Origin of the sequence: Mesorhizobium sp. M0802, assembly GCF_040320115.1 — a bacterium.
In the GTDB taxonomy this organism is placed as follows: Bacteria; Pseudomonadota; Alphaproteobacteria; order Rhizobiales; family Rhizobiaceae; genus Mesorhizobium.
Genome location: NZ_JAMYOY010000004.1, coordinates 179,369 through 193,688, shown reverse-complemented (window position 1 = coordinate 193,688; position 14,320 = coordinate 179,369). Strand labels below are relative to the sequence as shown.

Below are 14,320 nucleotides of genomic sequence, written 5' to 3'. Positions count from 1 at the left end.
ATCCGCCACGCCGTCAACTACATTGCGTCGATGTCGAACTGCAGCCGCTTGGCCGAGTCGATGGACTTGTGCGCCTTGACCTGTTCCAGCACTTTCTCCGGGAACGGCGCGTCGAGATAGAGCAGCGCGATGGCGTCGCCGCCCGGCCGGTTGCGGCCGAGCTGGAAGTTGGCGATGTTGACGCCGTTCTCACCGCACACCGTGCCGAGCAGGCCGATAATGCCGGGCGCATCGGCATTGGTTGTGTAGAGCATGTGCTGGCCGACCTCGGCGTCGAGATTGATGCCCTTGATCTGGATGAAGCGCGGCTTGCCGTCGGAGAAGCAGGTGCCGGCGATCGAGCGCGTCATGTGCTCGGTCTTCACCGTCAGCTTGATGTAGCCGTCGAACACGCCCGACTTGTCGCGCTTGACCTCGGCGACGATGATGCCGCGCTCCTTCACCATGATCGGCGCCGACACCATATTGACGTCGGCGACCTGCGGCCGGATCAGTCCGGCAAGCGCGGCACTGATCAGGGCACGCGTGTTCATCGTCGCGGTCGAGCCATCGAACAGGATCTCGACCTCGTTGATCGGGTCCTCGGTGACCTGGCCGACAAAGGCGCCGAGCACTTCGGCGAGCTTGACGAACGGCTTCAGCCGCGGTGCTTCCTCGGCCGTGATCGAGGGCATGTTGATGGCATTCGAAACCGCGCCCTTGATCAGATAGTCGGCCATCTGCTCGGCTACTTGCAGCGCAACGTTTTCCTGCGCCTCCGCTGTCGAGGCGCCCAGATGCGGCGTTGCCACCACATTCTCCATGCCGAACAGCGCGTTGTTCTCCGCCGGTTCGACCTCGAACACATCGACGCCGGCGCCCGCCACCTTGCCGCTCTTCAGCGCCGCGACCAGGTCGGCTTCGACGATGAGCCCGCCACGCGCGCAATTGATGATGCGCACGCCGTTCTTCATCTTGGCGATCGCCGCCGCGTCGATGATGTTGCGCGTCTTGTCGGTCAGCGGCGTGTGCAGCGTGATGAAATCGGCGCGGGCGAAAAGCTCGTCCAGCTCGACCTTGTCGACGCCGAGTTCCTCGGCGCGCTTGTCCGACAGGAACGGGTCGAAGGCAACGACATGCATCTTCAGGCCGACGCCGCGCGTGGCGACGATCGAGCCGATATTGCCGCAGCCGATGACACCCAGCGTCTTGCCGGTGATCTCGACGCCCATGAAACGGTTCTTTTCCCATTTGCCGGCATGGGTCGAGGCATTGGCCTCCGGGATCTGCCGTGCGAGTGCAAAGATCATCGCCACCGCATGTTCGGCCGTGGTGATCGAATTGCCGAAAGGCGTGTTCATCACGATGATGCCCTTGCGGCTCGCCGCGGGGATGTCGACATTGTCGACACCGATGCCGGCGCGGCCGACGACCTTGAGTCTTGTCGCGGCGTTGATCAGTTTTTCCGTGACCTTGGTCGCCGAGCGGATGGCAAGGCCATCATACTGGCCGATTACTTCGAGCAGCTTTTCCTTGTCCTTGCCGAGATCGGGCAAATAGTCGACCTCGATACCGCGGTCCTTGAATATCTGGACGGCGGTGGTGGAGAGTTTGTCAGAGACGAGAACGCGGGGCGCCATGGCGGCCTCCTTGAATTGGATTGTCGGGAAAGGGCGGCCCGCAGGCCACCACGAAATCTCAGGCTGCGGCCTTCAGCGAAGCCTTCTGCGTGGCGAAGGCCCAGTCGAGCCAAGGCAGCAGCGCTTCGAGATCGGAGGTCTCGACGGTGGCGCCGCACCAGATGCGCAGACCGGGAGGTGCGTCACGATAGGAGCCGATGTCGTACGCGACGCCTTCCTTGTCGAGCACAGAGACGATCGCCTTGGCGAAGGCCGCCTGTCCGTCGGCGTCGAGCGCCGCGACATCGGCGTCGGTGAAGGACAGACACACGGACGTGTTGGACCGTGTCGCCGCATCGACCGCAAGATGGCCGAGCCAGGACGACTTGTCGACAAAGCCATCAAGCACGGCGGCATTGGCATCGGCTCTGGCAATCAACGCATCGAGACCGCCGATCGACTTCGCCCAATGAAGCGCATCGAGATAGTCCTCGACGCACAGCATCGACGGCGTGTTGATGGTCTCGCCCTTGAAGACGCCTTCGATCAGCTTGCCGCCCGAGGTCAGGCGGAAGATTTTCGGCAGCGGCCACGCCGGCTTGTAGGTTTCCAGTCGCTCGACGGCGCGAGGCGACAGGATCAGCATGCCGTGTGAGCCCTCGCCGCCCAGCACTTTCTGCCAGGAGAAGGTGACGACATCGAGTTTCTGGAAATCGAGCCTCTGAGCGAATGCGGCCGAGGTCGCGTCGCAGATGGCCAGGCCTTTGCGGTCAGCTGGAATGAAATCACCATTCGGCACACGCACGCCCGAGGTCGTGCCGTTCCATGTGAAGACCACATCGCGGTCGAAATCGATTTTGGTGAGATCCGGCAGCTCGCCATAGCCTGCCTCGATCTTTCTGACATCGGCGAGCTTCAGCTGCTTGACCACATCGGTCACCCAGCCGGAGCCAAAGCTTTCCCATGCCACCATGTCGACACCGCGTTCGCCGAGCAGCGACCACAGCGCCATCTCGACAGCACCCGTGTCCGACGCCGGCACGATGCCGATACGGTAATCCGCCGGAACCTGGAGAATTTCGCGCGTCAGTTCGATCGCCTGTTCGAGCTTGGTCTTGCCGATCTTGGCCCGGTGGGAACGGCCGAGCGCGGCATTCTTCAGCGCCTCGACCGACCAGCCGGGGCGTTTTGCGCAGGGACCTGAGGAGAAATTGGGATTTGCCGGACGGAGTCCGGGCTTCGTATGCGTCGTCATCGTGGTCTATCCTTCCAGATAGTGGCCCCTCGTTGGGGAGGGGTGGCCCACGAACGGCGATATGCGTTCAGCCCTCAGGCGTCAAGAGGAAAGTTTTTGTCGCTGGCGGGATACCGGCGATACGGGATCAGCATGTCGTGGGCTAAAACGCAAACAGCGGATCGAAGAGATCCGCCGTTGGGCTTCCGAACAGCAAGCTTCCTACCAGAGGTCGTAGCGCAGGCCGAGCTTGACCTGATGATTGCTGATGCCCTTGCGGATCGGATAGGAGGTCAGGCTCTCGGCCGTGACATATTCGGCATCCGGCGCGGAGAAGTACTGGTAGCCGAGATCTACAGAAACATTCTTGGTCACCTGATAGGCCAGGCCCGCATCCAGCGTGTAGGCGAGGGAATACTGGGTCTTGTTGTCGTTCCGGACGAAATCATCCGTAGGGTCGACATTGTCGGTGAAGTAACTCGCCGACAGCTTGTATTTGCTCCGGACCAGCCCAATGCCGGCGCCGAGGTAGGGCGTGATCCCGACATAAGTGCCGAGATCGACATAGCCATTGACCATGCCCGACAGGGAATAATTTTGCAGCGATGCCGACGCGATGGTCGCACCACCCGGCGGCGGCGTCGCCGAATCGTCAAAGCCGACGCCGATCTTGTTGCCGGGCAGATAGCCAAGATTGACGTCGCCGCGCAGATAGTCGTTGAAGTGGTAGCCGAAGCCGATGCTGGCAAAGGCCGGATCCTGCTTCTCGCTGAAGCTCGCGGGGGCGAAGGTGAAATCCTGATCCTCGTAGCTCTTCTGCGCCAGATAAGAGACGTCGCCGCGCAGATACCAGCCCGAGCCGACCTCGACCGGTTGATAGTCCGGCGCCTGATCGACATAGATCGGCGGATCGTAGTCCGCGGCCTGCGCCGGCGTCAGCGGCACAAGGACGAGTGCGGCGAGCGCCGGCGCTGTCAGCGATTTGAAATTCATGGGTCCCCGGCTCCTGAAATTGGCGCCCGTCATTTTGATCGCAAGCGCCGTTTCACCAAGCATTGTTAACCATAGTGGTTAAGTCAGGGTTAAGGATAACGCGGCGTACCGAATTGATTTCAATCGGGTTTCTTCGGCACACGCGGCCGGTTGAAAACGCGCAAGCATCGGCAAACGAAAACCGCCCGGCAAGACCGGGCGGTTCGCGAATTCCTGGATTTCGAAGCGACTACTTGGTGTAGATCGGCTCCGGCTCTGGAACGTAGGGCTCCGGCGATGTGCAACCATTATTGCCGCCGAACTGATAGCGCAGACCGCCTCGTACCTCATGTGTGTTGATGCCATGGTCGAAGCCGGGCCCGGAACTGCTCACGTCGAAGTCGAACATGCGGCCCCCCTCAATGTGAGAGTAGCGATAGCCGGCATCCAGGATCACCCTGTTCGTAAGGCAATAGGACGCGCCGGCCATGAGCGCGTAGGCAAAGCGCCAATTCTTCGACCCGGGGTTGGTCTCGGTTGTGTTCGGGTCGTGGACGGTATCCCATTTGACGTGCGCGCCGCCGATGCCAGCGCCAACATAAGGCGTGATGCCGTGCCAGGTGCCGATATCGTAATAGGCGTTGGCCAAGAGCAGCAATGCGCTCATTTTCGACACTTCGACCGATGTCGTAACGCCATCGTTGGTTGATCCGTTGAAGTCCGAAGCGAACCAATAGTCGGCTGTCAGGTCGGTACGGAAATGATCGTTGATCTTGTAGCCAATGCCGGCGCCGAGTGAGAAGCCGCCCTTAAGCTCGCCGGAATCGAAAACATTGCTGCCGGGAGGCGGCCCGTAGGTGATATAGTCGATGCCGCGCAAATCCGATTTATGATAGTCGATGTCGCCGCGGATGTACCAGCCGCCGAAATCGGCCGGCTGCTCGTAGGCGATCGGCGCCGGCGCCTCTTCGACCACCGGCGGCTCCGCCAGATCGGCGGCGAATACTGGCCCGGCCACACCTGCGAACAGCGCGGCAAGGAGGGCCTTTTTTGCTGTATTGAACATGTTTGTCACCCCTGAGAACCGTCGGGAAAGTCCAACTTGCCCGAATGTGATTGACCTCAGTTGTGGATAATGAATTGGAAAAGTTAAAAGGCGTTTAACCCTGTCGATTAACCACGAATTCTCGACATTTTAGCAAACAGTCTCCGCCGGCATAACGCTGGGACCAACCCTGGCCGAAACAAAAAGCCCGCCTGCAGGCGGGCTTGAAGTCTTGAGCCGGCAGTTCGCCCCTGCCGTTGGACGCAGCGCAATCAGGCGGCGCTGCGCGTTTCCGAAATAATGTCGACGATGTCGTTGACCACGGCCTCGACCAGCTGTGGGTCGTCGCCCTCGGCCATGACGCGGATCAGCGGCTCGGTGCCGGAGGGCCGTATGACCAGGCGGCCGGCCTTGCCGAGACGGTTGCGCGCGTCTTCGATCACCGCCTTGACCGTGGCTTCCTCAAGCGGCTTGCCGCCGGCGATGCGGACATTCTTCAACAGCTGCGGCACCGGCTCGAATTTCTTCGACAATTCGCTGACCGGCCGGTTCTGCCGCTTGATGCAGGCCAGCACCTGCAGAGCCGAGACCAGCCCGTCGCCAGTGGTCGAGAAATCGGACAGCACAATGTGGCCCGACTGCTCGCCGCCGACATTCAACCCGTGCGCGCGCATATGTTCCACGACATAGCGGTCGCCGACCTTGGTGCGATGCAGCTGCAGCTTCATGTCGCCAAGGAAGCGTTCGAGGCCGAGATTGGACATCACCGTCGAGACGACGCCGCCGCCGGCCAGTCGCCCGCTCTGGTGCCAGGACTCGGCGATCAGCGCCATGATCTGGTCACCGTCGACGATGGTGCCGTTCTCGTCGACGATGACGACACGGTCGGCATCGCCGTCGAGTGCGATGCCGATATCGGCGCGCACTTCATGCACCTTCTTCTGCAGGCCGGCCGGATGGGTCGAGCCGCATTCCTTGTTGATGTTGAAACCGTTCGGATCGACATTGATGGCAATGACCTCGGCGCCCAGTTCCCAAAGTGCTGCTGGCGCCACCTTGTAGGCCGCGCCGTTGGCGCAATCGACGACGATCCTGAGACCCGACAGCGACATCGAGCGCGGCAGCGTGCGCTTGGCGAATTCGATGTAGCGGTCATGCACGCCGTCGACGCGCTTGGCGCGGCCAAGTCCGTCGGAATCGGCGAGCGCCAGTTCGATATCCTTGTCGAGCATGCTCTCGATGCGCTCCTCGATCTCGTCGGAGAGCTTGTACCCGTCGGGACCGAACAGCTTGATGCCGTTGTCGTAATAGGGATTGTGCGAGGCCGAGATCATGACGCCGATATCGGCACGCAGCGAGCGTACCAGCATGGCGACCGCCGGTGTCGGGATCGGGCCGAGCAGGAACACATCCATGCCGGCCGCGCACAGGCCGGACACCATGGCGTTTTCGATCATGTAGCCGGACAGCCTGGTGTCCTTGCCGAGCACGACGCGGTGGCGATGGCTGCCGCGCTGGAACGAGAGGCCGGCGGCCATGCCGACCCGCATCGCGATCTCAGCCGTCATCGGAAACTTGTTGGCGCGCCCGCGAATGCCGTCGGTGCCAAAATAACGTCCTGCCATGCTTGCCAGAATCCCCGTCGGTTTTCAGCCGGCTCGTAATGCCACAATTGGTCCGAGCCCGACTATCACATTGTGTGATTGTATATTACCAATTCTTAGAAAATCATTGTAGCAGGCTGTTCGGAGCGTTGGCAGCGTATCATGACACGGTGTTGCCGCAATATAGCATTCACACTGGGCCACACTGCGCAGATTGGGCCGGTAAGCCGGACTGTTGGAGGGGCAGATCGCAAGGGTCCATCACCTTATCGGGAGAACGCCGTTTAGCATCTGGCGCAGCCTAGCGTTGAGAGCTATTGATTGACACAGGTACAACCTATGGGCGCAGCAACGGGAGAACGCCATGCTCATCCACCGACTTGCAACTTTGACGGGTCTTGCCGTCGCAACCTTGTTCATGGCGGCGCCCGCCAGCGCGCTGACCATGGCCCAGTGTAGTACCAAGTATAATGCCGCCAAGGACGCCGGCACGCTGAACGGGCAGACCTGGAATCAGTATCGGAAGGCCGAGTGCGGCACCGACGCGGCGGCCACCACCGAGACCGCAAAGCCGGCGGCCAAGAAGGCCGCTGCGGCCAAGACGGACACGACCAAGGCCGCCGCCGCTGCTGATGACGGCGCCAAGGGTCTGACGGCCAAGGAATGCAGCGCTAAATACCAGACTGCCAAGGCCGCCGGTACGCTCAATGGCGCAAAGTGGAACGACTTCCGCAAGACCGAATGCGCCGCCGGCGCATCCGCCGCGGCAGAACCCGCCAAGGCCACGACCAAGGCCGCAGCCACAACCGACGATGGCGCCAAGGGCCTGACGGCCAAGGAATGCAGCACCAAGTACCAGGCGGCAAAGGCCGCCGGCACACTGAACGGCGTGAAGTGGAACGACTTCCGCAAGACCGAATGCGCCGCCGGGGCCTCGGCCGCGGCAGCACCCGCCAAGGCAACCACCAAGGCAGCTGCCGACAGCAGCGGCAAGGGCCTGAGCATGGCCGATTGCAGCGCCAAGTACCAGGCTGCCAAGTCTGCCAACACGCTGGGCGGCAAGAAGTGGAACGACTTCCGCAAGGCCGAATGCGGCGCCGGCGCAGATGACGACGACACCGTGCCGGCTCCGAGCGAGGCGACCTATACCAGCGAGCCCGAGAAGCCCTCGGTCAGCGCTCCCAAAGGTGTCAAGTTCCCGGCCGCGATCTCGAAGAAATACGCCGGCGAGACGCCGGCCAAGGGCCGCATGCATACCTGCCTCGAGGTGTATTATGCCAACAAGGACGCCAACACGCTCAATGGCCTGCGCTGGATCCAGAAGGGCGGCGGCTTCTACAGCCTCTGCAATGCCAAGCTGAAGAGCTGATCGCGTAGCCATATTCTCCAGACAGAGGCCCGCGCATCGCAGCATGCGCGGGCCTTTTTATTGCGCTCGAACACACCCGGCGTTGATCGACGTCTACATATCGCGGAAGCTGTCGGCATCATCTATTCGCCCACACTGCCCACCCCAGACATATCGGTGGTGCAAAGATTCCAATTGAACATATGTAGAACAAATGGTATACAAAAGGACATCGAACTTTTGTCAACCAGGAGGGTCTTATGTCCAGATTGAAATTGGCGGCATTGGCTGTGACGGCATGGATTGCGTGGAGCGTCACCCCTGCAAGCGCACTGACAATGAAGGAATGCGGCGAGGCCTATCGCACAGCCAAGGAAGGCGGCACTCTGAACGGCATGGATTGGACCGCTTTCCGCACTGAGAAGTGTGCGACGTCAGCTGCGGAGAGTGCCAATGCGGATGCGGTCAAAACCGAGCCGCAGCCGCAGAAGGAAACCAGCGCGGCGGTCGCCCCCGCTGTAACGCCGACGGGCGTGACATTCCCGACCACCCTCGCCGCCGAATTCAAGACCGAGAAGCCCTCGAAGGCGCGGATGAAGACCTGCCTGCAGGGCTACCACGGCAACAAGGACGCGGGTACGTTGAACGGCCTTCGCTGGATCCAGAAGGGCGGCGGCTATTACAGCCTCTGCAACGCCAAGCTGAAGAGCTGATCGACCAGCAGCGTTTGAAGATCGAAGGCCCCCAACCGCAAAGGTTGGCGGGCCTTCTCTTGGGTCTTGCCCCGTCAAGCGCCTTGTTTCGAGAGCAGTGCGACCAGGCTTGTAAGATCGGCATTGGCCTGGCCGGCAGCCACCCCGCGCTTCATCAGGCTTTGCATCGGCTAGACGAGTTCGGTGCTGACGTCAGCCGACCTGCTGGCATCGATGAGATTGACATAGGCATCAGCCTGCATGCCCAGGTTGGAAACGACATTGCTGGTGTGATCGCCACTGTCGATCTGTTCCGCCCACTTCGGCAGCAGGCCTTGCATCGACTGAAGCCAGGAGGCCAGCAACGGCATGAACTCGCCGGCCGGGATTCCTGCTGCGCCCGTCAATGCCAACGCCTGCAGAACGCCCGCGAACATGCCGTACATGCCGGTCAGAAGCGAGATATCATAGAGCGGCGCGAGGCCTGGATCCTCACCGAGGAATTTGCTGGTGCCGAGCGCTCCGAGCTGCCCCGAACAGGCATCGAACGCCTGGCGCGAACCGCTGTAGAGAATCAAGGCGTGCGGCCCGCCGATCATCGGCGGCACCGCCATGATGCCGCCGTCGATATAGCTGGCGCCCTGGCTCACCGCCCAGCCCGACATCGCCCGCGCCTGCTCGGGCGTGCCGTTGGTGAGATTGACCAATGTGCGGCCCGACAGCGCGGCTCGGCTTGGGCCGAGCACCTCACCAACGGTGTCATAGACAAGCAGGCACGCCACGATCAGTGGACTCGATCTGACGGCTTCCTCGACACTCTTGGCCACAATGGCGCCCTTGGCTGCCAAAGCCTCAGCCCTTGCCGGAGAACGGTTCCACACCGTCACCCCATGTCCCTGGTTCAGAAAGGCTTCGGCAAGCGCCGTGCCCATGGCGCCGAGACCGATCACTGTTATGTCGCTCATTCTGCTTCTCCTTGGTTTGGTTGCGCGGTTACGCCGGTGTCGGGCTCAGGTCCTGGCCAAGGCCACCGTCCACGGTCAGCCGCGCGCCCGTGGTGAAGGTCGCGTCGAACGCCAGGAACAGCACTGCGCGCGCCACCTCCTCCATCGTGCCGTGGCGCTTCACCGGCGTGACCGCGTCGCCGATCGCCATGAAGGCGGCCCGCTCCTCGGTCGAGGCGTCGGCCACACCCATCGTCGGCGTATCGATGAAACCAGGGCTGACCACATTCACGCGGATGCGGCGCGGCAGAAGCTCGGCGGCCAGGACCTTGGCGAAGGCGCGCAGTGCCGCCTTCGATCCGGAATAGACGCTCATGCCGCCGGTGCCGGATTCGTCGGCGATCGACGAGGTGAAGACTATGGCGCCACCATCCCTGATGAGGGGCAGCAGGCGCTGCGCGGTGAAGAAAGCGCCTTTGGTGTTGATGTCGAAGGTGCGATCGTAACTGTCCTCGGTGACCCGCTCCACGGGTTCGAGATTGGCCACCCCGGCATTGACGTGAAGGAAGTCGATCTGGCCAAGCTTCTGCCCCACTTCGGCACCGAGCGTGACGATATCGGCCATGTCTGAGATATCGGACCGCACGACATGAGCTCGCGAAAGCAGCTTGGCTCGCGCGGCCTTGATGTTGCGCTGGTCGCGGCCGGTGACCAGGACCTCGGCGCCGCTTTCGATCAGGGCTTCGGCAACGGCGAGCCCCATGCCGTGCGTCCCGCCGATGACAACGGCCTTCTTGTTTGCGTATCGTGTCATGATCCATCCCTTTTGACAAAATCCGGCCGCCGACGGCCTTTGCAGGTCGAAGCGAGGTACCGATATGATGTTGTGGTGTTCGCCGATGCCGGCGAGCTGGTTTGAAGCTATGGACCGGCTTGGTTTTTCTCAAGTACCGACAAAAATGTAAGCTACCCACCGATTGCTCAGAATTGGATGAAACATGGGAAAGAAACAGCCAGATAGTTGCGGATTGGGGCCGGCGCTGGAGGTCATCAGCGGCAAATGGAAGGCGCTACTGCTCTGGCAGATTCACAAGGCGCCGGCACGATTCGGTGAGCTGAAGCGGCTGGTGCCTGACATCAGCGAAAAGATGCTGATCCAACAGCTGCGCGAAATGGAGGCCGACGGCATCGTCCATCGCGAAATCTTTCCCGAGGTGCCGCCGAGGGTCGAATACTCGATTACCGAATTCGGCATCGAGCTGGACAATGCCCTGATCCCGCTGGCCAGATGGGGCAAGCAACATGCTGGCCGGACTGACGGTGTGCGCCCCGGCAAAGCAAATGCATCCGTCCCGCATGCTATTTGAGAGACCCTGAATAGCAAAACGCCGCGGATTGAGCCGCGGCGTTTTCTTGCATCACATGATGTCAGCTCAGCTCGACGGCTGAGGCTCCATGCCGCCTTCGGGCTCGGGACCCTTCTTGCGGCGGCCGGACTTCGGCACAGCCGAGCCGCGGCTTGTGGGGGTGTCATCCCCCAAATCTCGCGCGGGCTTCTGCCCGGCGATCAGCTGCTTGATCTCTTCGCCCGAAAGCGTCTCGTATTCGAGCAGGCCCTGCGCCAGAGCGATCCATTCCTTCTTCTTCTTGGTCAGAATGGACTTGGCCGTGACATAGGCCTCGTCGATCAGGCGGCGTACTTCGGCGTCGATGATCTGCGCAGTCTCTTCCGAGACGTTCTGCGTGCGCGCCACCGAATGGCCGAGGAAAACCTCTTCCTGGTTGTCGCCATAGGCGACGTGGCCGAGCTTGTCGGAGAAGCCCCAGCGCGTGACCATGGCGCGCGCCAGCTTTGTCGCCTGCTCGATGTCCGAGGACGCGCCGGAGGTGATGTTCTCCTTGCCGAACTTGAACTCCTCTGCGACGCGGCCGCCCATCATGATGGCAAGCCGCGAGATCATGTATTTGTAGCTCATCGAATAGCGGTCGCCTTCCGGCAGTTGCATGACCATGCCGAGCGCGCGACCGCGCGGGATGATGGTCGCCTTGTGCAGCGGATCGGCCGACGGCACGTTGAGCGCCAGGATGGCGTGGCCGGCCTCGTGATAGGCCGTGAGTTCCTTTTCGGCCTGGGTCATGGCCGACGAGCGGCGCTCGGCGCCCATCATGATCTTGTCCTTGGCGTCCTCGAACTCGGCCATGGTGACAAGGCGCTTGTTGCGGCGCGCCGCCATCAGAGCGGATTCATTGACAAGGTTCATCAGGTCGGCGCCCGAGAAGCCCGGCGTGCCGCGTGCGATTACCTTGAGGTCGACATTCGGTGCCAGCGGCACGTTGCGCACATGCACCTTGAGGATCTTCTCGCGGCCGACGATGTCGGGGTTCGGCACCACCACCTGGCGGTCGAAGCGACCCGGACGCAGCAGCGCCGGATCGAGCACGTCGGGCCGGTTGGTGGCGGCGATAAGGATGATGCTCTCGTTGGACTCGAAGCCGTCCATCTCGACCAGCAGCTGGTTCAGCGTCTGCTCGCGCTCGTCATTGCCACCGCCGAGGCCGGCGCCGCGATGGCGGCCCACAGCGTCGATTTCGTCGATGAAGATGATGCAGGGAGCATTCTTCTTGGCCTGGTCGAACATGTCGCGGACACGGCTTGCGCCGACGCCGACGAACATCTCGACGAAGTCGGAACCCGAAATGGTAAAGAACGGCACATTGGCCTCGCCGGCGACCGAGCGCGCAAGCAGCGTCTTGCCGGTGCCAGGAGGGCCGACCAGAAGCACGCCGCGCGGGATCTTGCCGCCGAGGCGCTGGAACTTCTGCGGATCGCGCAGGAACTCGACGATCTCTTCCAGATCTTCCTTGGCCTCGTCGACGCCGGCGACATCCTGGAAGGTGACGCGGCCATGCGCCTCAGTGAGAAGCTTGGCCTTCGACTTGCCGAAACCCATGGCGCGGCCGGAGCCGGACTGCATCTGGCGCATGAAGAATATCCACACGCCAAGGATCAGGATCATCGGCAGGTAGGAGATCAGATAGCTGAACAGCGAGTTGGAACCGTCCGACTCAGGCCGCGCATTGATGGTGACGTTCTTGTCCTGCAGCCGCGAGACCAGCTGCGGATCCCCAGGCGAATAGGTCTGGAAGCCATTGGCGTTGTCGGCGTAGGTGCCCGTGATGCGGGCGCCGGCGATGACCACCGTCTTGACCCGGCCGGCCGCGACCTCTTGCAGGAACTGCGAATAGGGAACGTCGGTCGAGGCCCCGCGAGTCTGCGGCGTCTGGAACAGATTGAAGAGAGCAATGAGCAGGACCGCTATGATCGCCCAGAGCGCGAGATTGCGATAATTCGGATTCATCAATTGTCCCGTTGGTGCCCGCTGGGACACGCGTCATGAGAGGAAACTTGCGCCTAACATAGGGAGAGCGCCCCCCCTTGCCAAGCATAACAGCACGTCTGGGTTAAGCTTTCGCGCCATGATCAACCGGCACTGTGGCGGCCAAAGGGCAAGCCGGGACAGGCGGTGCGCCGATCAACTCGGCCACGGCCTGCGCCAACACCAGATCGAAGCACGGCAGGAAACGGGCAAAGGGCGCAACGACCGGGCTGACGGCGATTGCCGGCGCCGCCGCTACATCCCCTGCAAAACCACGGCATTCGCCGCCGCGCCACAGCGCCGGTTCCGCAGCCAGGGCGGCGCGCACAAGGCTTGGCGGCGCGCCATCCCCGGCAATCGGCGTTTTGGCGGCGGCAGCGGCGCCAAGCGGCGCGATCAACCATGCACCCGGACTGTCGTCCAATGTGATCGCCCCGGCTTCGATGTGTGGCGTGATCCGCCGGCGACCGTCCCAAAGCAGAGCGCCAGCTACCGGCGCGGAACGCGGCAGGTCGCGCGATTCACGGCGCAGGAAGATGCCGTTTCGCCTGATATCGACGACCGCCCGCGACAATGTGGCGCAAAGCCGACCGGCCCGCATTTGCTCGAACAGCGCTTCGCTGCGCGCCTGGTCCGGCAACAAGGCGGTGCCGCCCGTCGCCGCCAGCAGGACACGCAGCGCATAGACCGCGGCTCGCGTGTCGTCAGCTTCGGCAAGACCGGGATCGAGACGGATGAGACCCCTCGCCGGCCGGCTGGCAAATTCACCGATCAGGGCGGCGGCGCGGCGACCGAGTTGTTCGCGCTCGCCGGCGGCCCGCCTGGCCAGGCCGATCGCTTCGGCAAAACGCTGCCCGCTCCGGTCTTCGCCGAGCACGGCCCGGATGCGCGGGCGTTCGAAATTCGTGTCGATGTTGGTCGGATCCTCCGCCCAGCCGACATGTTCGCGCTGCAGGAAGGCGCGCAACGCCGCGCGCCGAGCGCCGAGCAGCGGCCGCGCGATCCAGGTCCGCCAGTCATAGAGGGTGGCAGGCGCCATGCCGGCGAGACCTCGGCCTGCAAGCTCTCGCCCGTCAATCCGCGCGGCTCGCATCAGGACGGTCTCGGCCTGGTCGTCGGCGGTGTGGCCGGTCACGATCACACCAATGCCTTGCGCCTGCGCTGCCTCGGCCAGCAACCGGTAGCGCGCCTCGCGCGCCGCCGCGGGCAGGCCGGCCGACGGCTTGGCGCCGGACCAGTTGAGCGTCCGGTGCGCGATGCCGCGCTCGGCACAAAGCTTTGCCACGCTGCGCGCTTCGGCTGCTGCTTCCGGACGCAGGCCGTGGTCGATCGTCACCGCCAGCAGCCGGGCTGTCGGGGCGCTGCGGTCGAGGTGAGCCTTGAGGAGAAGAAGGAGGGCGGTCGAGTCGCTGCCGCCGGACACGGCCGCAAGCGCGCCGTTGGTAAAGTCGATCTGCGAAAAATTCGAAAGGTCAGGCTCGGTATCGAGCATCAATGCATGTCGCG

The 14,320-nt window shown here is 62.7% G+C and carries 12 protein-coding genes; 3 read left to right on the top strand and 9 right to left on the bottom strand.

Going from position 1 to position 14,320, the window contains the following annotated elements; all coding sequences use genetic code 11:
- Positions 1-17 precede the first annotated feature (17 nt).
- The 5 genes from serA to glmM all read right to left on the bottom strand — a co-directional run bounded on the left by serA (position 18) and on the right by glmM (position 6,474).
- On the bottom strand, positions 18-1,619 hold the full coding sequence (gene serA / locus NKI10_RS09020; protein ID WP_352859582.1) for a phosphoglycerate dehydrogenase: 1,602 nt from the start codon (positions 1,617-1,619) through the stop codon (positions 18-20).
- Positions 1,620-1,677: 58 nt separating this feature from the next.
- Positions 1,678-2,853: a phosphoserine transaminase gene (locus NKI10_RS09015; protein WP_023747279.1), complete on the bottom strand. Its 1,176-nt coding sequence runs from the start codon at positions 2,851-2,853 to the stop codon at positions 1,678-1,680.
- A gap of 201 nt (positions 2,854-3,054) precedes the next feature.
- Positions 3,055-3,825 (bottom strand): outer membrane protein, encoded by a 771-nt coding sequence (locus tag NKI10_RS09010; protein ID WP_023684192.1) that lies wholly within the window; start codon positions 3,823-3,825, stop codon positions 3,055-3,057.
- A gap of 229 nt (positions 3,826-4,054) precedes the next feature.
- Complete coding sequence (locus tag NKI10_RS09005; RefSeq protein WP_023728610.1) at positions 4,055-4,870, bottom strand: outer membrane protein; 816 nt, start codon at positions 4,868-4,870, stop codon at positions 4,055-4,057.
- A 251-nt stretch (positions 4,871-5,121) separates the two neighbouring features.
- Entirely contained in the window at positions 5,122-6,474 is a 1,353-nt protein-coding gene (glmM, locus tag NKI10_RS09000) for a phosphoglucosamine mutase (protein ID WP_023673591.1), read from the bottom strand.
- A 343-nt stretch (positions 6,475-6,817) separates the two neighbouring features.
- On the opposite strand from glmM, the gene NKI10_RS08995 reads away from it, so the two are divergent.
- The gene (locus NKI10_RS08995; RefSeq protein ID WP_023716084.1) at positions 6,818-7,822 is read left to right on the top strand and encodes a hypothetical protein; all 1,005 of its coding nucleotides are present in this window, start codon (positions 6,818-6,820) and stop codon (positions 7,820-7,822) included.
- Between the two features lie 239 nt (positions 7,823-8,061).
- The gene (locus NKI10_RS08990; RefSeq protein WP_352859579.1) at positions 8,062-8,514 is read left to right on the top strand and encodes a hypothetical protein; all 453 of its coding nucleotides are present in this window, start codon (positions 8,062-8,064) and stop codon (positions 8,512-8,514) included.
- A 170-nt stretch (positions 8,515-8,684) separates the two neighbouring features.
- Here the strand turns inward: NKI10_RS08990 and NKI10_RS08985 are convergent, their stop codons facing one another.
- Positions 8,685-9,458 carry an NAD(P)-dependent oxidoreductase gene (locus tag NKI10_RS08985; RefSeq protein WP_352859577.1) on the bottom strand — a complete coding sequence of 258 codons (774 nt, stop codon included), beginning with the start codon at positions 9,456-9,458 and terminating at the stop codon, positions 8,685-8,687.
- A 28-nt stretch (positions 9,459-9,486) separates the two neighbouring features.
- Positions 9,487-10,251, bottom strand: coding sequence for an SDR family oxidoreductase (locus tag NKI10_RS08980; RefSeq protein ID WP_352859575.1), 765 nt, complete (start codon positions 10,249-10,251; stop codon positions 9,487-9,489).
- A 184-nt stretch (positions 10,252-10,435) separates the two neighbouring features.
- On the opposite strand from NKI10_RS08980, the gene NKI10_RS08975 reads away from it, so the two are divergent.
- Positions 10,436-10,804, top strand: a complete 369-nt coding sequence (locus NKI10_RS08975; RefSeq protein ID WP_023726185.1) for a winged helix-turn-helix transcriptional regulator — start codon at positions 10,436-10,438, stop codon at positions 10,802-10,804.
- 66 nt (positions 10,805-10,870) lie between these two features.
- Here NKI10_RS08975 and ftsH read toward each other — a convergent pair whose 3' ends face one another.
- On the bottom strand, positions 10,871-12,796 hold the full coding sequence (gene ftsH / locus NKI10_RS08970) for an ATP-dependent zinc metalloprotease FtsH (protein ID WP_023673598.1): 1,926 nt from the start codon (positions 12,794-12,796) through the stop codon (positions 10,871-10,873).
- 103 nt (positions 12,797-12,899) lie between these two features.
- Complete coding sequence (gene tilS, locus NKI10_RS08965) at positions 12,900-14,306, bottom strand: tRNA lysidine(34) synthetase TilS (protein WP_352859572.1); 1,407 nt, start codon at positions 14,304-14,306, stop codon at positions 12,900-12,902.
- Between the last annotated feature and the right edge of the window lie 14 nt (positions 14,307-14,320).